The 23,314-nt window shown below is 53.7% G+C and carries 19 protein-coding genes; 10 read left to right on the top strand and 9 right to left on the bottom strand.

Annotation, left to right across the window (positions count from 1 at the left end; genetic code table 11):
- The first annotated feature begins 179 nt into the window (after positions 1–179).
- Positions 180–1,190: a quinone-dependent dihydroorotate dehydrogenase gene (gene pyrD / locus ACR6JA_RS00485; protein WP_494493312.1), complete on the top strand. Its 1,011-nt coding sequence runs from the start codon at positions 180–182 to the stop codon at positions 1,188–1,190.
- Between the two features lie 153 nt (positions 1,191–1,343).
- The gene (zapC, locus tag ACR6JA_RS00490) at positions 1,344–1,886 is read left to right on the top strand and encodes a cell division protein ZapC (RefSeq protein WP_008461231.1); all 543 of its coding nucleotides are present in this window, start codon (positions 1,344–1,346) and stop codon (positions 1,884–1,886) included.
- On the opposite strand, the gene ACR6JA_RS00495 is transcribed toward zapC, so the two are convergent.
- Complete coding sequence (locus tag ACR6JA_RS00495) at positions 1,883–2,998, bottom strand: YcbX family protein (protein ID WP_494493313.1); 1,116 nt, start codon at positions 2,996–2,998, stop codon at positions 1,883–1,885. The two genes, zapC and ACR6JA_RS00495, sit on opposite strands and share 4 nt — an antisense overlap.
- Before the next feature lie 103 nt (positions 2,999–3,101).
- On the opposite strand from ACR6JA_RS00495, the gene rlmKL reads away from it, so the two are divergent.
- From rlmKL to rmf, 6 genes are all read left to right on the top strand, one after another.
- On the top strand, positions 3,102–5,225 hold the full coding sequence (rlmKL, locus tag ACR6JA_RS00500) for a bifunctional 23S rRNA (guanine(2069)-N(7))-methyltransferase RlmK/23S rRNA (guanine(2445)-N(2))-methyltransferase RlmL (RefSeq protein WP_494493314.1): 2,124 nt from the start codon (positions 3,102–3,104) through the stop codon (positions 5,223–5,225).
- Between the two features lie 5 nt (positions 5,226–5,230).
- Positions 5,231–7,138 carry an ABC transporter ATP-binding protein gene (locus tag ACR6JA_RS00505; protein ID WP_008461239.1) on the top strand — a complete coding sequence of 636 codons (1,908 nt, stop codon included), beginning with the start codon at positions 5,231–5,233 and terminating at the stop codon, positions 7,136–7,138.
- A 16-nt stretch (positions 7,139–7,154) separates the two neighbouring features.
- Positions 7,155–8,423 carry a membrane integrity-associated transporter subunit PqiA gene (gene pqiA, locus ACR6JA_RS00510; RefSeq protein ID WP_213715922.1) on the top strand — a complete coding sequence of 423 codons (1,269 nt, stop codon included), beginning with the start codon at positions 7,155–7,157 and terminating at the stop codon, positions 8,421–8,423.
- On the top strand, positions 8,413–10,053 hold the full coding sequence (gene pqiB, locus ACR6JA_RS00515) for an intermembrane transport protein PqiB (RefSeq protein ID WP_008461242.1): 1,641 nt from the start codon (positions 8,413–8,415) through the stop codon (positions 10,051–10,053). The genes pqiA and pqiB overlap by 11 nt, the downstream gene beginning before the upstream one ends.
- Complete coding sequence (gene pqiC, locus ACR6JA_RS00520; protein WP_213715921.1) at positions 10,050–10,616, top strand: membrane integrity-associated transporter subunit PqiC; 567 nt, start codon at positions 10,050–10,052, stop codon at positions 10,614–10,616. The genes pqiB and pqiC overlap by 4 nt, the downstream gene beginning before the upstream one ends.
- 259 nt (positions 10,617–10,875) lie before the next feature.
- Positions 10,876–11,043, top strand: coding sequence for a ribosome modulation factor (rmf, locus tag ACR6JA_RS00525; protein ID WP_008461244.1), 168 nt, complete (start codon positions 10,876–10,878; stop codon positions 11,041–11,043).
- A gap of 71 nt (positions 11,044–11,114) precedes the next feature.
- Here rmf and ACR6JA_RS00530 read toward each other — a convergent pair whose 3' ends face one another.
- The 5 genes from ACR6JA_RS00530 to ACR6JA_RS00550 form a co-directional block, all read right to left on the bottom strand.
- Positions 11,115–12,185 carry an ABC transporter ATP-binding protein gene (locus tag ACR6JA_RS00530; RefSeq protein ID WP_213715920.1) on the bottom strand — a complete coding sequence of 357 codons (1,071 nt, stop codon included), beginning with the start codon at positions 12,183–12,185 and terminating at the stop codon, positions 11,115–11,117.
- Positions 12,178–13,947 (bottom strand): ABC transporter permease, encoded by a 1,770-nt coding sequence (locus ACR6JA_RS00535; protein WP_008461246.1) that lies wholly within the window; start codon positions 13,945–13,947, stop codon positions 12,178–12,180. Before ACR6JA_RS00535 ends, ACR6JA_RS00530 begins: the two co-directional genes overlap by 8 nt.
- Positions 13,948–14,035: 88 nt before the next feature.
- Entirely contained in the window at positions 14,036–15,124 is a 1,089-nt protein-coding gene (locus ACR6JA_RS00540; RefSeq protein WP_166875364.1) for an ABC transporter substrate-binding protein, read from the bottom strand.
- 232 nt (positions 15,125–15,356) lie between these two features.
- Entirely contained in the window at positions 15,357–15,875 is a 519-nt protein-coding gene (gene fabA / locus ACR6JA_RS00545) for a bifunctional 3-hydroxydecanoyl-ACP dehydratase/trans-2-decenoyl-ACP isomerase (RefSeq protein ID WP_008461248.1), read from the bottom strand.
- A 68-nt stretch (positions 15,876–15,943) separates the two neighbouring features.
- Complete coding sequence (locus tag ACR6JA_RS00550) at positions 15,944–17,698, bottom strand: AAA family ATPase (protein ID WP_494493315.1); 1,755 nt, start codon at positions 17,696–17,698, stop codon at positions 15,944–15,946.
- 176 nt (positions 17,699–17,874) lie between these two features.
- On the opposite strand from ACR6JA_RS00550, the gene matP reads away from it, so the two are divergent.
- Complete coding sequence (matP, locus tag ACR6JA_RS00555; protein ID WP_008461251.1) at positions 17,875–18,327, top strand: macrodomain Ter protein MatP; 453 nt, start codon at positions 17,875–17,877, stop codon at positions 18,325–18,327.
- A 91-nt stretch (positions 18,328–18,418) separates the two neighbouring features.
- Here matP and ompA read toward each other — a convergent pair whose 3' ends face one another.
- Together ompA and sulA are read right to left on the bottom strand one after the other, a co-directional pair.
- The gene (gene ompA / locus ACR6JA_RS00560) at positions 18,419–19,474 is read right to left on the bottom strand and encodes a porin OmpA (RefSeq protein WP_213715916.1); all 1,056 of its coding nucleotides are present in this window, start codon (positions 19,472–19,474) and stop codon (positions 18,419–18,421) included.
- A gap of 357 nt (positions 19,475–19,831) precedes the next feature.
- Positions 19,832–20,341 (bottom strand): SOS-induced cell division inhibitor SulA, encoded by a 510-nt coding sequence (sulA, locus tag ACR6JA_RS00565; RefSeq protein ID WP_213715915.1) that lies wholly within the window; start codon positions 20,339–20,341, stop codon positions 19,832–19,834.
- A 217-nt stretch (positions 20,342–20,558) separates the two neighbouring features.
- Between sulA and ACR6JA_RS00570 the strand changes: the two genes are divergently transcribed.
- A complete protein-coding gene (locus ACR6JA_RS00570) occupies positions 20,559–21,188 on the top strand; it encodes a TfoX/Sxy family DNA transformation protein (RefSeq protein ID WP_213715914.1) in 630 nt (209 codons plus the stop codon).
- Here ACR6JA_RS00570 and yccS read toward each other — a convergent pair.
- A complete protein-coding gene (yccS, locus tag ACR6JA_RS00575; protein WP_213715951.1) occupies positions 21,173–23,311 on the bottom strand; it encodes a YccS family putative transporter in 2,139 nt (712 codons plus the stop codon). The two genes, ACR6JA_RS00570 and yccS, sit on opposite strands and share 16 nt — an antisense overlap.
- Between the last annotated feature and the right edge of the window lie 3 nt (positions 23,312–23,314).

Genomic DNA, 23,314 nt, shown 5'->3' on the forward strand with positions numbered 1-23,314 from the left:
GATGATTTCCGTGGCTAAGTGATTTTTCCGGGATAGATTTGCGAAAAAGCGCATATTGCGCGCCGGGAAAGAAAACGTTTGCCTCTATTCAGGCTTTTTTGCGACAGGTCAATTCCAATCATCCCCCGGATCGTGAATAATAACGCCCCGGTCTGCACACCGGGAATCCAGGAGAGTTCATGTACTACCCCTTCGTCCGTAAAGCCCTTTTTCAGCTCGATCCAGAGCGCGCTCATGAGTTAACTTTTCAGCAATTACGTTTTGTCACCGGAACGCCGCTTGAGTGGCTGGTGCGTCAGAACGTGCCGTCAAAACCTGTGGCCTGCATGGGGTTAACGTTCAAGAATCCGCTTGGCTTAGCCGCGGGTCTGGATAAAAACGGGGAATGCATTGATGCCTTCGGGGCGATGGGCTTTGGCTCCATTGAGATTGGCACCGTGACGCCGCGTCCGCAGCCGGGGAACGACAAGCCGCGTATCTTCCGTCTGGTGGAAGCTGAAGGGCTGATTAACCGAATGGGGTTTAATAATCTTGGGGTGGATAACCTGGTCGAAAACGTAAAAAAAGCGCATTTCGACGGCGTGCTCGGTATTAATATCGGCAAGAACAAAGATACCCCCGTTGAACAGGGGAAAGACGATTATCTGATCTGCATGGATAAAATTTATCCATATGCTGGCTATATTGCGATCAATATCTCATCACCGAATACGCCAGGGCTGCGTACTTTGCAATATGGTGAAGCGTTAGACGATCTTTTAAGTGCCATTAAAAATAAGCAACAAGCGCTGCAAGAGATCCACCATAAATATGTTCCTGTGGCGGTGAAGATCGCGCCGGATCTTTCTGAGGAAGAATTGATCCAGGTGGCGGACAGTTTAGTTCGCCATAATATTGACGGGGTCATTGCAACCAATACCACTTTAGATCGCAGCCTTGTTCAGGGCATGAAACACTGCGATGAAACCGGGGGCTTAAGCGGGCGTCCTGTACAATTAAAAAGCACGGAAATTATTCGCCGCCTGTCTCAGGAATTAAATGGCCGCTTGCCGATTATTGGCGTAGGAGGGATTGATTCCGTGGTTGCCGCTCGCGAGAAGATGGCGGCTGGCGCTTCGTTGGTTCAAATATACTCAGGCTTCATTTTTAAAGGCCCACCGCTGATTAAAGAAATCGTTACCCATCTCTGATCATTTACCTTTTACAGACAACCAGGGCTTTATTTTCGGTCCTGGTTGTTTTATATTCCGCTACTGTTGCTTATTTAAACATATTGGTCTTTTATTAATATGGTAAGAAATTGAGTGGCAATTCAGCAGCGGGATAAATGAAGGGTAAGCATTATGCGAATAAAACCGGACGATAACTGGCGTTGGTATTTCGATGAAGAGCACGATCGAATGATGCTCGATTTGGCCAATGGTATGCTTTTCCGTTCGCGCTTTCCTCGTAAAATGCTAACCCCGGATGCCTTTGAAAATTCAGGTTTTTGTGTTGATGATGCGGCACTTTATTTCTCCTTTGAAGAAAAATGCCGTGATTTACCGTTAGGGAAAGAGCAGCGCGCCGAGCTGGTGCTCAATGCCCTGGTAGCGATTCGCTTCCTCAAGCCGCAGATGCCGAAAAGCTGGCATTTTGTCTCCCACGGCGACGGCTGGCAGCCAGAAGTAGGGGAAGGGGCCTGCGTGTGGCTAAGCGAGAATATGCAGCAGGTGAACCTGCTGGTGGTGGAAACCGGCGACAATGCCGCACTTTGCCTGCTTGCTCAGCAGGGGCTCACGTTAGCTGGCCGCACTATGCAGCTTGGGGATGCCATTAAAGTGATGAATGACCGGCTGAAACCGCAGCCTTTAAGCAGCGGCCTCAGTCTCGATCAGGCCGTTTAGCGCGACGCCACGCTCACATTCCCTGCGGGCACGCAGCTGCAGCATAAAATGGTGCCGTCCACGCCAATTGCGCCTTTCTTCAGTGCTTTCACTTCGCCATCCAGCAACCTAACCCGACAGCTCCCGCATATCCCGGCCCGGCAGGAATAGGGGACGCGAATCCCTTTGTTTTCCAGCTGTTCCAAAAGAATCTGTTGGTTATTGCCCTGGAACGTCGTGCCTTCCCAGTCGATGCTGACGCTGCTTTCAGGTTGGCTCTGAGGTTCGAGGCTTTCCACCACTTCGCCGGGGCCGTAAACATTCGCCGGCCTGTGGGCCAGCACCTCCAGTTCGTCGCCCACGCGAATAACTCCGCTGTTACGGGCAATCAAATTCTGACCGAAATCTACTGCGCCGCTATTATCCTGCGCGGTGCGGAACCCCTGCAGCGTTTTGAGCGGTTCTCCACTCGGATGTTTCAGGCCGCGCTCCGGGCTAACCGTCGTAAAAATACAGCGGCTGCAGGGTTTAGCCACGTCGAAAGTGACTCCGCCAATACGCACGACTTTCCAGGTATCCTCCGCCCACGCAGAGGCACCGGTCACCACGATATTCGGGCGAAATTGGGTCATTTTAACGCTGGCAGGGCAGCGGTTTTGCAGGTCGCGCAGCGAAGCTTCGTTGGTCAGCAAATAAGGGAAACCGTCGGCAAAAGAGAGCGGCACTTCTTCGTGGCGTTTCACCCGGCGGGTGGGCTGCTCGCCAACCCATCGCAGCTGCACCGGGCGAGAAAAGAACCCGCTCAGCCACTGATTAATTTCATCGGGTGCAATGAGCGCGGTAAAGTGCGTGCCCCAGACTTCTGTCGGCTCCGGCGTTGCGGCGAAATCAGTAAAGCGAATGCTGGCCGAGCTGCCGTCTGGGGCGGATAAATAAAGGCCGTCATGCACGAATGCGGGAGTGAACAGCACCATCTGCGGATGCTGGCGGGCGGTAATAAAGGTGCCATCCAGCTCGGTAATCATAAAGATGCGGTCAAAGGCCAGGCCGCTGGTGGTTGCCTGCGCGTGGGAGAGCGCCAGGCCGCGCATAGATTTTACCGGGTGAATAAAGAGTTGAGACAAAGTAATCACGGCGCCCTCCGTGGGAAGTAAATATAAGAGGGCAACTTTATGACATGCGTTGCGGATTAGCTATAATGCGCCACAATTTTCTTTTTACCTGATAAGTGACGATATGAATTCTCTGTTTGCCAGTACGGCGCGTGGGCTTGAAGAGCTGTTAAAAACTGAACTAGAAAACCTGGGGGCCCAGGGCTGCCAGGTGGTTCAGGGCGGCGTACATTTCCAGGGGGATACTCGTCTACTCTATCAAAGCCTGATGTGGAGCCGCCTGGCTTCGCGCATTTTGCTGCCGCTCAGCGAATGTAAAGTCTACAGCGATCTTGATCTTTATCTCGGCGTGATGGCTATCGACTGGCCGGCGCTGTTCGGGCCGGGTGCAACCTTTGCCGTGCATTTTAGCGGCCTGAACGAAACCATTCGCAACAGCCAGTACGGGGCGCTGAAGGTAAAGGATGCGATCGTTGACTCCTTTACACGTAAAAACCTGCCGCGTCCGGATGTCGATCGCGAACAGCCGGATCTGCGCATTAACGTCTGGCTGAACAAAGATACCGCCAGCATCGCCCTGGATCTCAGCGGCGAAGGCCTGCACCAGCGCGGCTACCGCGATGCAACCGGCGCGGCCCCTATTAAAGAGACGCTGGCAGCGGCTATCGTGATGCGTTCCGGCTGGCAGCACGGCACGCCGTTATTGGATCCGATGTGCGGCTCCGGCACCCTGCTGATTGAAGGGGCGATGATCGCCACCGATCGTGCGCCGGGCCTGCATCGTAAGCATTGGGGCTTCCTGAACTGGGCGAAGCATGATGCCGATGTCTGGAAAGAGGTGGTAACCGAAGCCCAGGTTCGCGCCCGTCGCGGCCTGACTGAATATCAGTCTCGCTTCTATGGTTCAGATAACGACAGTCGCGTGATTGAACGCGCCCGTGCCAACGCCCGCCGTGCGGGTCTGGCTGACGTGATCAGCTTCGACGTTAAGGATGTAGCGAACCTGGTAAATCCGCTGCCGGAAGGCCCGGCGGGGACGGTTATCAGCAACCCGCCATACGGCGAACGTCTGGAAAGCGAGCCGGCGCTGATTGCCCTGCACAGCCTGCTGGGCCGCCACCTGAAAAACCAGTTTGGCGGCTGGCATCTGTCGCTGTTCAGCGCCTCCCCTGAACTGCTGAGCTGCCTGCAGCTGCGCGCTGACCGCCAGTTTAAAGCCAAAAACGGCCCGCTGGATTGCGTACAGAAAAACTATCAGCTGGCGGCTAATCCTGCAGGTATTGCCGCGGCCAGCGGCCAGATTGCCGAAGATTACGCCAACCGCCTGCGTAAAAACGTCAAGAAGCTCGACAAGTGGGCGCGTCAGGAAGGCATCGAATGCTATCGCCTGTACGATGGCGATCTGCCTGATTACAACGTGGCGGTTGACCGCTACGGCGACTGGGTTGTGGTGCAGGAGTACGCGCCCCCGAAAACCATCGATCCAAACAAAGCCCGCCAGCGTCTGTTTGACGTCATCGCGGCAACGCTTGCGGTGCTTGAGCTGCCGACTAACAAGCTGGTGTTAAAAACTCGCGAACGTCAGAAAGGGAAAAGCCAGTACCAGAAGATGGGCGAAAAGGGTGATTTCATGGAAGTGAGCGAATATGACGCTCGCCTGTGGGTCAACTTGACCGACTATCTGGATACCGGTCTGTTCCTCGACCACCGCATTGCCCGCCGCATGCTGGGGCAGATGAGCAAAGGCAAAGACTTCCTGAACCTGTTTGCTTATACCGGTACTGCAACGGTACACGCGGGGCTGGGTGGGGCGAAAAGCACTACTACGGTAGATATGTCCCGTACCTATCTTGAATGGGCAGAGCGCAACCTGCGCCTGAACGGCTTGACCGGCCGCGCCCATCGTCTGGTGCAGGCTGATTGCCTGGGCTGGCTGCGCGACAGCGACGAACAGTTCGACCTGATCTTTATTGACCCGCCGACGTTCTCTAACTCCAAGCGTATGGAAGACTCTTTCGACGTGCAGCGTGACCACCTTGCGCTGATGAAAGATCTGAAGCGCCTGCTGCGTCTCGGCGGTACCATTATGTTCTCCAACAATAAACGTGGCTTCAAAATGGACTTCGCCGGCCTGGCGGAGCTAGGCCTGGTTGCACAGGAAATTACACAAAAAACGCAGTCGCAGGACTTTGCGCGCAACCGCCAGATCCATAACTGCTGGTTAGTCACTCACGAATCCCGGGATTAATAGTCATGTCATTAATTAGTATGCACGGTGCCTGGCTGTCGTTTAGCGACGCGCCGCTGTTAGATAACACCGAATTACACATCGAAGAAAACGAACGCGTCTGTCTGGTCGGCCGTAACGGCGCGGGCAAATCAACGCTGATGAAGATCCTCAACCGTGAAGTCCCGCTGGACGATGGCCGCATGGTTTATGAGCAGGATCTGATTGTCGCTCGCCTACAGCAGGACCCGCCGCGTAACGTTGCGGGCACGGTGTATGACTTTGTGGCGGAAGGGGTGGAAGAGCAGGCGGAATACCTGAAGGCCTACCACGATATCTCCCACAAAGTAATGAGCGATCCGAGCGAGAAGAACCTCAACGAGATGGCTCGCATTCAGGAGATCCTCGATCATCAGGGCCTGTGGCAGCTTGATAGCCGTATTAACGAAGTGCTGGAGCAGCTTGGTCTGGAAGCGGATACCGAGCTGTCTGCGCTGTCCGGCGGCTGGCTGCGTAAAGCCGCGCTGGGGCGTGCGCTGGTCAGCTCTCCGCGCGTATTGCTGCTGGACGAACCGACGAACCACCTCGATATCGAAACCATCGACTGGCTGGAAGGCTTCTTGAAAGAGTTCCAGGGCAGCATTATCTTTATCTCCCACGACCGTTCGTTTATCCGCAATATGGCCACCCGCATTGTCGATCTCGATCGCGGCAAGCTGGTGTCTTACCCTGGCGACTACGATCAGTATCTGCTGGCGAAAGAAGAAGCCCTGCGCGTGGAAGAGTTACAGAATGCCGAGTTTGACCGCAAGCTGGCGCAGGAAGAAGTGTGGATCCGCCAGGGCATCAAAGCGCGTCGCACCCGTAACGAAGGGCGCGTTCGCGCCCTGAAAGCGATGCGCCGCGAACGCGGCGAGCGTCGTGAAGTGATGGGCAGCGCGAAGATGCAGGTGGAAGAAGCGAGTCGCTCAGGCAAAATTGTCTTCGAGATGGAAGACGTTAACTATCAGGTTGCCGGTAAAACGCTGGTGCGTGATTTTTCCGCGCAGGTGCTGCGTGGCGATAAAATCGCGCTGGTAGGGCCGAACGGCTGTGGCAAAACCACGCTGCTGAAGCTGATGCTGAGCCAGCTTCAGGCCGACAGCGGCCGCGTACACTGCGGTACCAAGCTGGAAGTTGCCTACTTCGATCAGCACCGTGCCGAGCTGGATCCTGACCGTACCGTGATGGATAACCTGGCGGAAGGGAAGCAGGAAGTGATGGTGAACGGCAAGCCGCGCCATGTGCTGGGTTACCTGCAGGACTTCCTGTTCCATCCCAAACGCGCGATGACGCCGGTGCGTGCGCTTTCCGGTGGGGAACGCAACCGTCTGCTGCTGGCGCGTTTGTTCTTAAAACCTAGCAACCTGCTGATCCTCGATGAACCAACCAACGATCTGGACGTCGAAACCCTGGAGCTGTTGGAAGAGCTGATTGATGGTTACCAGGGCACCGTGATGCTGGTCAGCCACGATCGTCAGTTTGTCGACAATACCGTGACCGAGTGCTGGATCTTCGAAGGCCAGGGCAAAATTGGTCGCTATGTCGGTGGTTACCATGATGCCAAAGGTCAGCAGGGTTCCGCTCAGCCGCTGCGTCAGGCTGCTGCGGCTAAATCCGAGAAGGTCGAATCGCAAAAAGCAGAACCTGTTAAACGTGCCAATAGCAAACTAAGCTATAACCTGCAGCGCGAATTAGAGCAGTTGCCTCAACGGCTTGAGCAGCTTGAAGCCGATTTAGGCACGCTGCAGGCGAAGGTCGCTGATGCTGATTTCTTCAACCAGCCGCACGATGTGACCCAAAAAGTCCTGGCGGAAATGGCCGCGGCTGAACAGGCTCTGGAAGAAGCATTTGAACGCTGGGAGTACCTGGAAGCGCTGAAAAACGGCTCGTAATCTAAGGAGAGTTACGATGTGTGCCACGCACCACCATCGCTCGCATATTTTGTGTCGACAATGTGATTTGCTGGTGGCGCTGCCCGCCCTGCAGGATGGCCACAAAGCCTCCTGCCCGCGCTGTGGCACTCCGTTAGTCACGCAGTGGTTTTTGCCGCGTCAGCGGCCAACGGCTTACGCTTTGGCGGGGCTGTTTATGCTGCTGCTGGCGAACCTGTTTCCTTTTATCAATATGAAGGTGGCCGGGATCAGCAGCGAAGTCACGCTGATGCAAATTCCCGGTGTGATGTTTTCCGAGGATTACGCCAGCCTCGGCACCTTCTTTCTGCTTTTTGTTCAGGCGGTGCCGGCTTTTTGCCTGATAACCATCCTGCTGTTGGTCAACCAGGCAAAATTGCCTTTTGGGCTTAAACGCTGGCTGGCGCGAGTGCTGTTCCAGTTGAAAAGCTGGGGCATGGCGGAAATCTTTCTCGCCGGGGTATTGGTGAGCTTCGTGAAGCTGATGGCCTATGGGGACATTGGCGTGGGCAGCAGCTTTATTCCCTGGTGCCTGTTCTGCATTTTGCAGCTTCGAGCCTTCCAGTGCGTGGACCGGCGCTGGCTTTGGGATGATATAGCGCCCATGCCGCCAGTGCACCATCCATTAAAAGTTGGCGTGCCGGGGATTAAGCAGGGGCTGCGCTCCTGTTCCTGCTGCACTGCTATTGTTGAGGCGGATACGCTGGTCTGCCCACGCTGCGGGACACACGGCCACGTTCGCCGCAGGCACAGCCTGCAGTGGACGCTAGCGCTGCTGATCACCTCCATTATGCTTTATCTGCCGGCAAACATTTTGCCGATCATGGTCACCGAAATGCTGGGCAGCAAATATCCTTCCACCATTTTAGCCGGGGTGATCCTGCTCTGGAGTGAGGGCTCTTATCCGGTGGCAATGGTGATTTTTATCGCCAGTATTATGGTGCCCACGCTAAAAATGATCGCCATCGCCTGGCTATGCTGGGATGCAAAAGGGCACGGCAGGCGTGACAGCGAGCGAATGCACCTGATTTATGAAGTTGTTGAGTTTGTCGGCCGCTGGTCGATGATCGACGTGTTTGTGATTGCCGTTCTCTCCGCGCTGGTGCGCATGGGCGGGCTGATGAATATCTACCCGGCTATGGGGGCGCTAATGTTTGCGTTTGTGGTGATTTTGACGATGTTTGCTGCGATGACCTTTGACCCTCGCTTGTCCTGGGATCGCGCTGACGATGTAACTGATGAGGAGTCTTCCGAACATGGAAAATAAGCACGGCGAGGCGAAAGTGCAGAAGGTAAAAAACTGGTCGCCGGTTTGGATCTTTCCCATCGTAACGGCGCTGATTGGCGCCTGGATCCTGTTTTATCACTACAGTCATCAGGGGCCGGAAGTGACCCTGATCACCGCCAACGCAGAAGGGATTGAGGGCGGTAAAACCACCATCAAAAGCCGCAGCGTAGACGTTGGGGTAGTGGAGAGCGCACAGCTAACGGACGATCTGCACCATGTAGAAATTAAGGCGCGGCTAAATTCCGGGATGGAGAAGCTGCTGCACAAAGATTCCGTGTTCTGGGTGGTAAAACCGCAGGTGGGGCGCGAAGGGATCTCCGGGCTCGGCACGCTGCTGTCCGGCGCCTATATTGAGCTGCAGCCGGGGACCAAAGGCGAGCAGCCCGAGAATTATGCTCTGCTGGATGCGCCGCCGCTGGCGCCACCTGACGCCAAAGGCATTCGTATTACGCTCGACAGCAAAAAAGCCGGCCAGCTTACCCCTGGGGATCCGGTGCTGTTCCGCGGCTACCGCGTAGGCTCGGTGGAAACCAGCACCTTTGATACCAATAAGCGAGCGATTAGCTACCAGCTGTTTATTGCGGCGCCAAACGACAGGCTGATTACCAGCAACGTCCGTTTCTGGAAAGACAGCGGCATCGCCGTGGATATGTCCGCCCAGGGGATGCGCGTGGAGATGGGGTCGTTAACCACGCTATTTAGTGGGGGCGTCAGCTTCGACGTGCCTGAAGGCTGGGAGTGGGGCAAGCCGGTTGAAACGGGCGCTGACTTCCAGCTGTTCGACGATCAGAAAAGCATTCAGGATTCGCTGTATACCAACCATATCGATTACCTGATGTTCTTCAAAGATTCTGTTCGTGGTCTGCAGCCAGGTGCGCCGGTGGAATTCCGCGGCATTCGCCTGGGGACGGTGGCACAGGTTCCGTTCTTCAACGAAAAAATGCGCCAAAGCCTGAATGACGATTTCCGCATTCCGGTGCTGATCCGCATCGAACCAGAACGCTTGAAAAATATGCTTGAAGATGGCGCGGATATTTCGACCAATCTGCAGGTATTGATCAAGCGCGGACTGCGTGCCTCGATGAAAACCGGGAGCCTGGTGACCGGAGCGCTGTTTATCGATCTCGATTTCTATCCGAAAGAGAAAGCGCTGGGCGATCTGCCTCAAATCGCGGGCTATCCGCTTATTCCAACGGTGAGCGGTGGCCTGGCGCAAATTCAGCAAAAACTGCTGGAGACGCTGGATAAAATCAACAACCTGCCGATTAACCCGATGCTGGAACAGGCCACGAATACGCTGGCTGAAAGCCAGAAAACGATGCGCCACCTGCAGCAGACGCTGGACAATCTGAACAAGATTACTTCCAGTCAGTCGATGCAGCAGCTACCGGAAGATATGCAGAAAACGCTTCGCGAGCTGAACCGCAGTATGCAGGGCTTCCAGCCGGGCTCTGCGGCCTATAACAAGATGGTGGCGGATATGCAGCGTCTTGATCAGGTGCTGCGCGAGCTGCAGCCGGTATTGCGTACGCTGAACGACAAGAGCAACTCGCTGATATTTGAAGCGAAGGATAAAAAGGATCCGCAGCCGAAGAGGGCACAACCATGAAAAAGTGGCTCACGCTAGCCGCCGTCTTAGCGCTTTCCGCCTGTAGCGGGAGCGACAATGGCAAAACGTACTATCAGCTGCCGCAAACTTCACAACCTGCTTTGCAGGCCGTGAGCCAGCCTGGAAGCCACTTGCTGTGGGTCGATCAGGTCACCGTGCCTGATTTCCTCGCCGGCACAGGGGTGGTTTACCAGACGACCGATGTGCAGTATGTCATCGCCACCAGCAACCTTTGGGCTAGCCCGCTTGACCAGCAGCTGCGCAATGCGCTGGTCAGTAATCTCAGCAGCGCATTGCCCGGCTGGGTGGTTGCCTCCCAGCCGCTAGGCCACGATCAGGATGCGCTCAGCGTGAATGTGACCGGTTTTCACGGTCGCTATGATGGTAAGGTCATTGTCAGCGGAGAGTGGCTCCTGAAGCGTCAGGGCGAAATTATTAAGCGCCCGTTCCATATCGAACTGAAGCAACAGGATGACGGCTACGATGCCATGGTGAAAACCCTGGCTCAGGGCTGGCAGCAGGAAGCGAAGAGTATTGCTTCGGCGCTCACACGCCTTAATTGATAGGTAAAATGATTGGTACAAAAAAGCTGCGATTTTCACCTTTGGGTGGTCGCAGCTTTTCTTTTTTGCTGAACCGGTTAGCGACAGGCACGCCTCAGTTTTTGTCGAAAAGATAACCAGAATATCGCGGAAATATGACATTGGCGTGAATTTTGCGCATTGACGCTCACTGAATTTCGCGTTATTGCTTATCCGTGGTTGCACATTTTGTAATCACTGTTTTCTTTTCCACCAGACAATGTAATGAGGGAAACGAGGCATGAAGAGACAAAAACGAGATCGCCTGGAACGGGCACATCAACGTGGTTATCAGGCAGGTATCGCCGGACGCTCAAAAGAGATTTGTCCATATCAGACTCTGAATCAGAGGTCCTACTGGATGGGAGGCTGGCGAGAAGCCATGGAAGACAGGGCGGTTACTGCGTAATCACTGTCTCTTTAGAAAAAGAAACCTCCGCATCGCGGAGGTTTCGCCTTTTTGGACCGGTGTAAAATCGATCAGGTTTTAGGGAAAATCCAGACGTGCTGCTCTGGCAACTGGAGATGATGCGGCTGAGCATCTCGCATATCATTGCCGTAGGCGCGAATCACGAAATCATCTCCAGAGGTTCGGAAGAGATATTCCCAGCGATCGCCGAGGTACATGCTGGTTAACAGCGGCAGCGTCATGCCGTTTTCCCCCGGTAGATCGGCAATCCGTACGCGCTCCACGCGAATCACCGCCGTCCCTTCCTGCCCGGCCACGACGCCAGCCCCAGCTTTGCCCCAGAGCGCCCAGCCGCTTCCCTCAATGCGTGCTTTACCGTCGCGAACCTCAGTCACTTTACCGTTCAGGCGGTTATTGCTGCCCATAAACTCGGCGGTGAACAGCGTTTGAGGTGAGCCATACATCTCTTGCGGCGTGCCCTGTTGCTCAATTTTGCCGTTATTCAGCAGCAGAATACGGTCAGAAATGGCCATCGCTTCGTTCTGATCGTGGGTGACCATCAACGCCGACAGCCCTAGCTTGATAATCAGTTCTCTCAGGAAGACACGGGCTTCTTCGCGCAGCTTCGCATCCAGGTTGGAAAGCGGTTCATCAAGCAAAATCACCGGCGGGTTATAAACCAGCGCCCGGCCAATCGCGACGCGCTGCTGCTGCCCACCGGATAGCTGATAAGGGTGGCGCTGGCCGAGGTGCCCAAGCCCCAACTGATCCAAAACGGCCTGTACGCGCTGGTTGATTTCCGCCGTCGACACTTTACGCAGCTTGAGCGGGTAAGCGACGTTTTCAAAGACGGTTTTATGCGGCCACAGGGCATAAGACTGGAAGACCAGGCCAAGATTACGTTCTTCGGCCGGGATCTCTTTGCGGGATGCGCCGTCGTAAACGTTGCTTTTGCCGATAACAATTGTGCCCTGGGTGGGTTTTTCCAGTCCGGCGACGGCGCGCAGCAGCGTCGTTTTGCCGCTGCCGGAAGGGCCAAGCAAAGACACGACTTCGCCGCGTTTCAGCTCCATGGAAACGCCTTTCAGCACGGGGTTGTCGCCGTAGGTTAAGTGCAGGTTCTCGACCGATAACTCAATCATGTAATTTCACTCCAAAACGAAGGGCAATGCCGAGCCCTAACACCACGAACAGAATATTAATAAAGGAAAGTGCGGCGACAATATCGATGGCGCCCGCGGCCCACAGCGAAACCAGCATGGAACCGATGGTTTCCGTACCAGGGGAAAGCAGGTAGACGCCGGTAGAATATTCACGCTCAAAGATCAGGAACATCAGCAGCCAGGAGCCAATCAGGCCGTAGCGCGACAGCGGGATGGTGACGTGGCGGGTAATTTGCCCACGGCTTGCCCCGGTGCTACGGGCAGCCTCTTCCAGCTCCGGCCCAACCTGCAGCAGGGTAGACGAGATAAGGCGCAGGCCATAGGCCATCCACACCACGGTATAGGCCAGCCAGACGCTGAATATTGTGCTGCGCAGCGAGCGTAGCCAGACGATAAGGTTATCCCGCAGCCACTGTGACCACGGCATACCGGAAAGCCAGCCGGACTTCAGCGCGTTATCCAGCCACATCGGCAGGAATAAAAACACCCACAGGAAGGCCAGACCGGCCAGCAGGCCAGGCACGGCACGAGGTACCAGCACGCTGTAGTCCAGGAAACGGGTCACGTTGTCTGGTTTTCTGTGCATGGCGATGCCGATAAACAGGTAGCAAACCACCGCTAGCGCTCCGCCGATGACTCCTATCGCCATTGAGTTGACGATGGCTCGCAGCAGGTTGGGCTGTTCCCAGATAGTGCGGAAGGTATTGAGCGACAGTTCATCCCACAGTGAAACGCCCACGCCCCAGTTGGAGATAAAGGAGCGCAGGATAACGCCAATCAGCGGCACCCCGATGGTGACGGTCAGCCAGAACGCCACGACTGCGCCTGCGACCCAGCGCCATTTACCCAGCGGCAAGGCTCGCGCCTGAGAGGCTTTGCCTTTGACGGTGACAAAGCGGTTTGCCGTGCGCATCAGACGGCGCTGCAGCATGACCAGCGGGATAGTGATACAAATCAGCACGACAGCGACGGCAGCCATCAGATGATAGGACGGCGTCCCGAGCTTATTGGTGAGCTTATAGAGATACGTTGCCAGCACCATGTTTCCTTCCGGGTCGCCCAGCACGAGCATCAGACCGAAAACTTCCAGCCCGAGGAAGAACAGCAGCACGGTGGCATATAGCATTGCTGGACGCACCATCGGCAGGCTGACGGCTGTCATCACCTGAAGCGGCGTCGCACCTGCGGTGCGAGCCGCTTCCTCTACGTCGGAACCTACGCTGCGCAGGGCCGAGGAGATGTAGAGATAGGCGTGGGGAACATGCGTCAGGCCGGCGATCACCACGATGCTCGACATGTCGTAGATATTCCACGGCACGAAGCCAAGCAGCGACTGCGCCCACAGGGAGAAGAAGCCAACCGGGCCTGCGGCCACCACATAGCCAAATCCCAATACCATCGGCGACACAAAAATAGGCACCAGAATCAGCGGCTCAATGATGCGTCTGCCCGGCAGGTCAGTACGCACCATCAGGAAAGCCAGAATGCCGCCCAGCGGGATGGCAATCACCACCAGGCCAAAGGCCAGAATAAAGCCGCTCTTCAGCGCCAGGTAAAAATCGGAGTCGGTGAAGATAAATTCAAAAGATTCGAGGCTCCACTCCTTCGACGGGGAGAAGAAGGGGGCCGAGAGAAAACTCTGTATAACGATAAACGACAGCGGAATATAGATAACCAGCGCAGTTATCAGCACCACAATGCCGCGCGGCAGGCTTTGCCACTTTCTGCGTAATGCATCCATGTAACGATCCCTCAGGTCAGTTAGCCTGAATAGCCTAATGTGTTCGGGTTAAGCGAGGCGCAGCCGGACGGCACGCCTCATCAAAGGATTATTTCGCGGCGGCTTCGCGCCACTGCTTGATGTAGTCCAGGCGTTTTTTCTGCTGCAGGTATTCCAGCAGGGTTTCATCTACTGGAATCGGCTTCAGGGCGTTGCCGAGTTTTTTGGTCATGCCGTCGATGTCGTTGTCACCGTCGATATCATTGCGGATGGAAGGAATATCCGCCTGATTAGCGAGGATGTTTTGCCCTTTTTCAGACAGCACGTAGTCAATCCACAGCTTCGCCGCGTTGCTGTTTTTCGCTTCATTGCTGATAAAGGAGACGCGTGACAGCACCAGGGTGTAGTCCTTCGGATAAGCGATACCGAGGGAGGTGTCCGTTTTGGCACGGGCTTCGGCGTAAGAGCCCAGAATGTTGAAGCCAATCAGGTTTTCACCCGAGGAGACTCGTTCCATCATGGTGCCGGTTGAGGACTGAACCGAAAGGCCGCCTTTGGCTACATCGGCGAGCGTTTGGAAGTAATTTGGATCGGCCTTGTGATCCTGTACCGAAAGCATAAAACCGAGACCGGATTTTTCAATATCGTAAGTGGTGACTTTTTTGCTGAATTTTTCGGGCTGGCTGGCGATAAGTTTGGCCAACGCAGCATGGCTGTCAGGCACTTCATTGGCCGGGATCAGGCGTTTGTTGTAGATAAAAATAACCGGCTCATAGGTGGTGCCGTAGGCCTTGTCTTTCCAGACTGCCCACTTCGGCAGTTGGCCTTGCTCAGGGGATTTGTATTCCTGGGCATAGTCGGTGGCGAGCTTTAATGCCGTGTCCATGGAAGAACTCCAGACCACGTCACCGCTGGTACCGCCGGCGGCCTGCTCGCTGATATAACGGTTGTACAGCTCGGTGCTGTTCATGTCGTTATATTCTACTTTGATGCCCGGATAGGCGGCCTCAAAGCCCTGAATAAGCGGGGCCGCGGTTTTGGTGTCGGTGGTGGAGTAGAGCACCACTTTGCCTTCTTTGGTCGCGGCATCGATGATTTTTTGATAATCCGCCGGATAGCCCTGAGGCACAGCAGAAAACGCGGAGGTAGAGAGCAGCACGGCAGAAGCAAGGCAAGATATACGTAACTTATTCGACATTATTGTTAACCTCTAGTTACATTTGAGAAACTAAAAATCAACATAACGCATAACGTTTTTCAGGCAAGAGGGGGCGTTTTTTATCTTCACGATTTGTGATTTCGAACGTTGTTTAAGCAATTAACGCCATAAAAACCACGGCAAGAAAGCGTCATTCAGGCGGGCGATAGAAACAAAAAAGCACCCACTGCGAACAATGGATGCTTTCGAGGTGAAGCCAGATGAAACGGTATTAGAAAGCAGACGTGTCTTTGAAAAGACCCACTTTCAGGTCGGTTGCGGTGTAGATCACACGGCCATCAACCAGTACTTCACCGTCAGCCAGGCCCATGATCAGGCGGCGATTCACAACGCGTTTGAAGTGAATACGGTAGGTAACTTTCTTCGCGGTAGGGAGAACCTGACCGGTAAATTTCACTTCGCCCACGCCCAGCGCGCGGCCTTTGCCTTCGCCACCGAGCCAGCCGAGGTAGAAACCAACCAGCTGCCACATGGCATCAAGCCCCAGACAGCCAGGCATCACCGGGTCACCAATAAAGTGGCAACCAAAGAACCACAGGTCAGGGTTAATATCCAGCTCGGCTTCCACGTAACCTTTATCAAAGTTACCGCCGTCCTCGGTCATCTTGACTACGCGGTCCATCATCAGCATGGAAGGTGCAGGCAGCTGCGGGCCTTCAGCCCCAAACAGTTCGCCACGCCCTGAGGCAAGAAGATCTTCTTTCGTATAGGATTCGCGTTTATCTACCATGTCTACAGTAAGCCTTTTTATAATGAAGCACGCAGGTTAGCTAACACGTGTACGCTCAACAAGTCCGATCAGTTGTGGTTGAACCAGTTGAGCCAGCGTAGCGGCCACGGAAAGCGCTGGCGAACATCCGGCGCCGAGGCCTGAGCAATACGCTCCTGCACCGCACGCATCAGGGTGTTTTGCCCTTCGCCATCCCACGGGAGATTGGTCAATAACGGCAGGGCATCAGCCACGTCGTCAATTGCCCAAATCGAGAATTTATTTTGCTCGACGGCCTCCAGTACATCTTTATGCAGCGACAGGTGACGTACGTTCGCCAGAGGAATAATAACGCCCTGGGCACCGCTAAACTCTCGCTGCTGACAAATGCGGAAGAAACCTTCCACTTTTTCATTCAGCCCGCCAACGGGCTGTACACGGCCGAACTGATCCACAGAGCCGGTGATCGCAATGTGCTGATAAATAGGGACGTTAGCCAGGGCACTTATCAGGGCGCAAAGCTCAGCCATGGAGGCGCTGTCGCCGTCAACTTCGCTGTAGGATTGCTCGAAGGTAAGGGACGCCGAAAACGGGATTTGCTGGTCAAGCTGCAGCTCTGACATCAGAAATGCCTGCATGATCATCATCCCTTTGGCGTGAATGTTACCGCCGAGTTCTGCCTTGCGCTCTACGTCCGTAAACTCCCCATCACCGACGTGAACCACGCAACTGATACGGGAAGGTTCACCAAACGCCCGTGGATGACCCGGGAATTCAATGACCGACAGCGCGTTAATCTGGCCGATCATTTCGCCTTCGGTTTCAATCAGGATTTGCTCCATCAGGATTTCATCCTGCATGCGCTCGGCCAGGAAACCTTCGCGCCATTCACGCTGTTCAAGCATTTGTTGGAGCTGTTCGGCGTTAAAGCTGTCTGCTTCGGTAAACGGCGCGACTTCACGCAGCTGGCGTGAAATCCAGGAAGGGCAGAGTGGCAGCATTTCCTGATCGCCCGTGTAGCGGACGGCCTCACGAATCAGCGGTTGCCAGGCATCGGCTGCAGGTGCTGGCAATGACTTCTCTGCGGCGATGGCATAGATCCACTGACACCAAAGCGCCATTTCATCGGCAGAAGCAATTTGCATATTGTCTTCAAATTCACTGTAGATAGCGGCTGCAGCCAGATCCATCTCCATTTCCTGGAAATCGGCCAGCGAGTCGCGCTCGCCAACCAGAACCAGTTTGAAATCCAACGCTAATGACGGAATTTTTACCGGCAGCGGACGAGTTTCGTCAGGTGAAATCCAGTCGAAACGCCCCAGGGTCATGATTTGTTTCAGGCGTAGCCACAGCAGCGGCTGGGCAAGGACGCTACGCATCGACAGCACCAGGACGCCGCCGTTCACGCGATGGATCAGGCCGGGCTCCAACGACACCTCGCCCGCAAACTGCCGCACGCAGCCGAACAGTTGCTCCGGTTCAACCCAGTCAGCGGCAATAACTTCTCCGCTGGACGCAAAGTTATCGCCAGCGTTCTCGGCCGGGCGCAGGGTTACCCGATTACCTTCAATGAGATAATGTCCGCCGATGATTTCTTCGGCTTCATCATGGGATGCTTCAACGGCCGCGGCGATAAGATCCAGATACTCTTGTTCTTCCGGGGCTTTTATCAGCATTAGATCGACGGAAGAAACGGAAAGGTTGAGTTGCTCAATCCCGTAAACTAAACGAGGTTGAACCGCAGAAAGAGGGGCCGAGTCGGTATCATAAGGCTGTGCAAAAATTTCCTGATAGCTTTCGGTATCAGGCACCAGGGCACGCCAGTCAAGTCGATTAGTCGTCAAAGTCGCTATATTTTTTAATGAGATGTCAAAGGCGCGATTATACAAGAATCGCTCGGGTAGCACACGGATAAAGCAGTAACACAGTTTTATCCCTCTCACAGCTTTGATTTTCAGTTCAGCGAATGGCGGAAAAACTGTTATTCTGAACTAAGTTACACGGTCACACTGAGATCACAATGAAATATCAACAGTTGGAAAATCTCGAGAGCGGCTGGAAGTGGAAGTATCTGGTTAAGAAGCATCGCGAAGGGGAATTAATCACGCGATACATTGAGGCCAGCGCAGCCCAAGAGGCGGTAGAGCAGCTCCTGACGCTGGAGAATGTGCCGGTTCTGGTTCAGAGCTGGATTGATCAGCATATGAACCCGGCGCTGCATAACCGCATGAAGCAAACGATTCGTGCACGGCGTAAAAGGCATTTTAACGCTGAGCACCAGCATACCCGCAAGAAATCCATCGATCTGGAATATCTTGTCTGGCAACGTCTGGCCGGGCTTGCTCAACGTCGCGGCAATACGCTTTCGGAAACGGTTGTTCAGCTGATTGAAGATGCGGAGCGCAAAGAGAAGGTGGAAAGCAAGATGTCGACGCTTAAGCAGGATCTGCAGGCTATGCTCGGTAAAAAATAAAGCACTGAAAGCGTGCACGACCTCGCCATCGCGAAGTCTCAGACAATAAAAAACCCCGCCATGGCGGGGTTTTTGTTCAAGGAAGGGTAACTTATGCCGCAGGCTGAGTTACAACTTCTTTGATACCTTTAACTTCGATCTCAACGCGACGATCTGGAGCCAGGCAGTCGATCAGTTTAGCTTTAGGCGCTACGTTGTCACAGGTGTTGCCGGTAACTGGGTTAGCTTTGCCCATGCCACGTGGAGAGATTTTGTTCGCTGGGATACCTTTAGAGATCAGGTAATCAACAACGCTCTGTGCACGTTTTTCAGACAGTTTCAGGTTGTACTGCTCGGAACCGATACGGTCGGTATAGCCCAGAACAACAACGGAACCATCTTTAGGATCCAGGTTGCTCAGCTGGGTGTAAAGCTGATCCAGTGCCTGCTGACCTTCTGGTTTCAGGGTTGCTTTGTTGAAGTTGAACAGAACGTCAGACTTCAGAGTGAAGTGTTTGGTCTGTACTTCAGGAGCTGGAGCTGGAGCCGGAGCTACAACTGGTGCAGCTTCTTCCTGCTGGCCAAAGCGGTAGGAAACACCTACGCTCAGCATGCCGTTGTCAGGACGAACGCCAACGGTCTGTGCATCACCGATGTTGTTAACCCACTGGTATTCCAGACGGGTAGCGATGTCACGGGTAACTGCCCACTCAACACCACCAGCGAATACTGGGGAAACACCGGTGTCGTGGTTTTTACCAGCGATGGTGTTTGTAGAGTCTGCACGCCATACCATACCGCCCAGACGGGTGTAGATGTCCAGGTCGTCAGTGATTGGGTAACCCAGTTTGGTGGTCAGCTGTACGCCCTGAGCTTTGAAGGCACCGCTAACTTCGCTGCCTTTGTAAGGCATACGGCCAAGCCAGTCGTAACCCATTTCAAAACCAACGTACGGGTTAACCTGATAACCACCGAAGGCACCTGCGCCCAGCTGGCTTTCGTGGGTGTTACCGTTGTTTTGCAGGTCCTTGTTATACCAGCCGGTATCGTGGAACTGAGACCAGCCCAGTTTACCACCTGCATACCAGGTGTTATCTTTCGGTGCGGCCTGCGCTACGGTAGCGAAGCCAGCCAGTGCCACTGCAATCGCGATAGCTGTCTTTTTCATTTTTTGCGCCTCATTATCATCCAAAAGGCCATGAGCTCTAAACCAATTTAAAGCCCAGGGTTAAATCCTTCGCCCGGGTTTACGCTCAATTGTTACTCTACCGATATATCGGTGTTATGAAGAGCAACCCTGGCGAGGTAAAGTCTACAACGTAGTTGGAAAGTTACAAGTGTGAAGTCCGTCAGGCATATGAAAAAAAACGACTTGCATACATATTTTTTTACAGAATGGACTATTTTTTGAGCGGCACACCTATCCAATAAACCCCGTCAAACCGCCATATGACGGGAATTTTTGAGTCATGACAGCGGATTATATGGCATACGTAAAAAATTCCAGGATTTCTCCTAAATTTACTTAATGATACAAACTAGAATGAATTTTTAGGCCATTTCGTGGTCTTGAACCGGATGTTCCCGTGCTGGTTGGACGCATAATAAAGCCCATCGCATTGCCAGCTTCGGCTGCTATTGTCAGCCGTAAATGTTCTTCATCTGTTAATTCTTCCGTTAGCCAGCCGATGACTACGCTGTAATTTCCCGTCTGCAAAGCTTTCACCATTGCATCAACGGTGCAGAGAGGATCTAACTGATTTGCCTGCATCACTTTTGCCAGCGGAAGCCCAGCCGCCTGCAGCCATGTACGGCTGAGTTTTTGCTGCGGCGTAAGCCATAGCTGCCAGCGGGATTGTTGTCCCAACTGCTGTAATAAAGGTAGCAGAATAAACTGCGTAACCCATGGGCTCTCTTCGCTGTAGACCACTTCACTGATTAACCCCTGTACGCTGTTATCAGAGAGAGACTGCGCCGGGGTGTGCGCAGTAACTGCAACATGACGAAAGTGAGTTTGAACGTTATGTGAGTGCATAGTGAGTCCCGCCTAATGGGTTACTGTATACATATACAGTAATGTTTGTGCGAACAAAGATCAACCGGAATTTCGGAAAGTGTCTCGCATTTTCCGTACGCAAAAGCGACACCGATGAAATTGTCGTTGCCATTAGCTTTAACCTTACTTATTTTCAGGGATTAAGAAGATAAGTAACTAAGGCAGCTATTTACCAGTTGATATATAAGGACATATTATGAAAAAGGTGACATTTCTTAGAATTCATAAATCACGGGAATATCTTTCGTCACTGGGTAAAATCGGCTACAGACCGTTATTTGGCGGTTATAGTCTGACCGTCGAAGGTGTGGTTTTTGCTATGGTGGCGGAAGGTGAGCTTTACCTGCGAGCTTGTGAACAGTGCTCGGAATATTTCATCCAAAAGTCGGCTCCCCCGCTGATGTACAGTAAACGGGGGCTTCCAGTCGCACTGAATTACTATCGTGTCGATGAAGAGCTTTGGGAAAATCCCGATAAACTCGTCCAGCTCTCTTCCCTGGCTTTACGAAGCGCCCAACGGGAAAAGACACAAATTAAGATACGTTCTCGCCGCCTAAAGGATCTTCCCAATCTTTCCCTGAATATTGAAGTTATGCTTCGTGAGGTGGGCATTAATGATCCACAAACGCTTCAACTCTTTGGGGCAAAACGGTCATGGCTAAAATTACGCAGTACCCGGAAAACGGTAGGTATTAAAGTACTGCTCGCGCTTGCAGGCGCTATTCGTGGTGTTCATGAGGCTGTACTGCCTGCTGATGTTCGCAAAGAATTGACGGATTGGTGGCGCCGCTATGAGCAGCGCCACCAGCCTTATTCTGAGCACTGAGCGATTTGTTGCTGAAGACGAGAGATCTCTGGCAGAAGAGCAATTAATAACCCAATTTGTTGCAGAACCAGGGGTTCTTTTGTGTCTGCCCGAGTTTCAAGCTGCGAGATGCGGATGGAGAGCCCTGTCAGAGCAGCCTGAACGCGACTTTCATCGACTGGCAGGTGGTGTAGTGCGTCGTCAACATAGCAAACGGCGTCATCAAGCAGCATCAACGTATCACCGTGGTTGAGTTTTTCCCTGTGTGCACCTAATGCAGAGATATAGCTGTTAAACGAGTGGTTCAGGCAAAGCAGACGGAACGCCGCTTCCCGCATATCAACGGAGACTCGAGGCTCGGAAGACATATTTGAAACCACGGAGGCCAGCTCGGCGTCTCTGTTATGGGCATCCCGTCGGGCAATGCGATATTCCAGGCGGTTATCACGTCCCTGATGGTACTGCTCAAGAATCGCATCCAGATAGCGACAATTGGCGTTGAACGCACGTTCAACGACTCTTGAAAGCCGGCGGAACCGCCAGTCAGGCCAGATGAAACTCACCGCCGCCCAGGCTATTGCGCAGCCTAAGAGGGTATCAATCACGCGCGGGAGAGCGACTTCAAAACCTTCTCCCAGGAGATTAAAACACAGTAATACCAGCAGAGTAATAAACATGGTGGCGTGGGCGTATTGCACATTGCGGAAAGCGAAGAACAGCACGCCAGTAATGACGATCAGTATCAACTGACCTTCGAGAGACGGGACAAGCCAAAGTAAGGGCAGGCCAACGGCCACCCCAACCAGTGTGCCGATGATACGCAGCGCTAATCGTCGCCGGGTTGCACTGTAGTTGGGCTGGCAGACAAACAAGCTGGTCAGAAGTATCCAGTAACCATGCTGCAAACCCGTAAACTGAATAAAGGCATAGCCCACACAGAGCACCAGGGACATCCGCACCGCGTGACGAAAGAGTGCGGATTCAGGCGTGAGGTTAAGCTTTAGCCGCTGCCAGATATCATCGAAGCCGGTCAGCTTGTCGTCGGCTAGACGATTCTCAGGATCGTTCTGTGGCTCAGCAATCGCCTGTTCTGATTCAATGTTTGCCAGTTGTGCATCAATTGCCCTCAAGTTTGTAATCAGAAAGCCTAACGCTTTTATCTCAGAAGTGGTTGCATGGCTGGCACGAATTCGGTCCAGAGCGGAGTCCAGATGGGTAAATGCGCGTTCAAACCGTGGGTCGTGCTGATAAGGGACTCGCAGCAGGATTGATCGAGAGAGCTGCTGGCAGGCATGAGATTGCATCGTTAGCAGACGCTGAAAGCGGAACATCACGTCGCTATAGCGAAACTTATCGCGTAAGGCCTGGTACTGAATATGAGACGAGCTCGCCCGCTCGTGAATATCCTGGGCTACGAAATAATAGTGAAGTGTTCGACGAGTCCCTCTCTGCCCCCGATCGCCGCGGAGGCGAGTCAGTAATGAGCTTTTTGTCTGGTTTAGCGTGGTTACTAACTGGCTGTTAGCCATGGCCAACTGGAGCATTGGAGCCTGGCTTTCTTCTTCGATATCAGGATCAAACAGTGCGGCTTTAATTTCCAGAAAGCTAGCGAGGCTTTCATAACAGCGTGCCAGGTTGTCCTGCAGGGGACGAATCGGGAAAATTAAATGGCCTGCTAAGGTCAGCAGGTTATACCAGATGGCGCCGGCTAAAAGGAACAGTGGTTGCTGATACCAGTGCTCGTAGAGGGAAATACCGAGCATCGTGTAGATAGCAATCAGCAATGCACCAAAGGCAATGGTGGCATAGCGTTGGCCCAGTCCTCCAAGGAGGATAAATCCGCTGGTGGAGACCGTTAAGCCCACTGCAAACAGCCACGGCCAGGGAAACAGCAGCTCAACAGACGCTGAAGCAATGAAAAAGCTGACTAAAGTGATCAGTAAATTTCGTAACCTACCACTTACCCGGTCGTCGAGGTCGGCCAAGGCGGCAGCCACAACGCCAAGCGTGAGGGGAATCGTCAGCTTGACTTCACCGAGCCACCACGGCAGTGCCGCAGTGCCTGCAAGGGCAATAAATATGCGCAAGTTGTAAAGCCAGGCGCTGTTCCAGGTGTAACGACGTACCAGTGGGCTTAGGGTCAGCAC

The sequence above is a fragment of the Cedecea sp. B1(4) genome, from assembly GCF_059414925.1.

Bases quoted from the DNA above. Each gene is read 5' to 3' on its own strand.
- pyrD (WP_494493312.1), top strand. From the start codon at position 180: ATGTACTACCCCTTCGTCCGTAAAGCCCTTTTTCAGCTCGATCCAGAG.
- zapC (WP_008461231.1), top strand. From the start codon at position 1,344: ATGCGAATAAAACCGGACGATAACTGGCGTTGGTATTTCGATGAAGAG.
- rlmKL (WP_494493314.1), top strand. From the start codon at position 3,102: ATGAATTCTCTGTTTGCCAGTACGGCGCGTGGGCTTGAAGAGCTGTTA.
- ACR6JA_RS00505 (WP_008461239.1), top strand. From the start codon at position 5,231: ATGTCATTAATTAGTATGCACGGTGCCTGGCTGTCGTTTAGCGACGCG.
- pqiA (WP_213715922.1), top strand. From the start codon at position 7,155: ATGTGTGCCACGCACCACCATCGCTCGCATATTTTGTGTCGACAATGT.
- pqiB (WP_008461242.1), top strand. From the start codon at position 8,413: ATGGAAAATAAGCACGGCGAGGCGAAAGTGCAGAAGGTAAAAAACTGG.
- pqiC (WP_213715921.1), top strand. From the start codon at position 10,050: ATGAAAAAGTGGCTCACGCTAGCCGCCGTCTTAGCGCTTTCCGCCTGT.
- rmf (WP_008461244.1), top strand. From the start codon at position 10,876: ATGAAGAGACAAAAACGAGATCGCCTGGAACGGGCACATCAACGTGGT.
- ACR6JA_RS00530 (WP_213715920.1), bottom strand. From the start codon at position 12,185: ATGATTGAGTTATCGGTCGAGAACCTGCACTTAACCTACGGCGACAAC.
- ACR6JA_RS00535 (WP_008461246.1), bottom strand. From the start codon at position 13,947: ATGGATGCATTACGCAGAAAGTGGCAAAGCCTGCCGCGCGGCATTGTG.
- ACR6JA_RS00540 (WP_166875364.1), bottom strand. From the start codon at position 15,124: ATGTCGAATAAGTTACGTATATCTTGCCTTGCTTCTGCCGTGCTGCTC.
- fabA (WP_008461248.1), bottom strand. From the start codon at position 15,875: ATGGTAGATAAACGCGAATCCTATACGAAAGAAGATCTTCTTGCCTCA.
- matP (WP_008461251.1), top strand. From the start codon at position 17,875: ATGAAATATCAACAGTTGGAAAATCTCGAGAGCGGCTGGAAGTGGAAG.
- ompA (WP_213715916.1), bottom strand. From the start codon at position 19,474: ATGAAAAAGACAGCTATCGCGATTGCAGTGGCACTGGCTGGCTTCGCT.
- sulA (WP_213715915.1), bottom strand. From the start codon at position 20,341: ATGCACTCACATAACGTTCAAACTCACTTTCGTCATGTTGCAGTTACT.
- ACR6JA_RS00570 (WP_213715914.1), top strand. From the start codon at position 20,559: ATGAAAAAGGTGACATTTCTTAGAATTCATAAATCACGGGAATATCTT.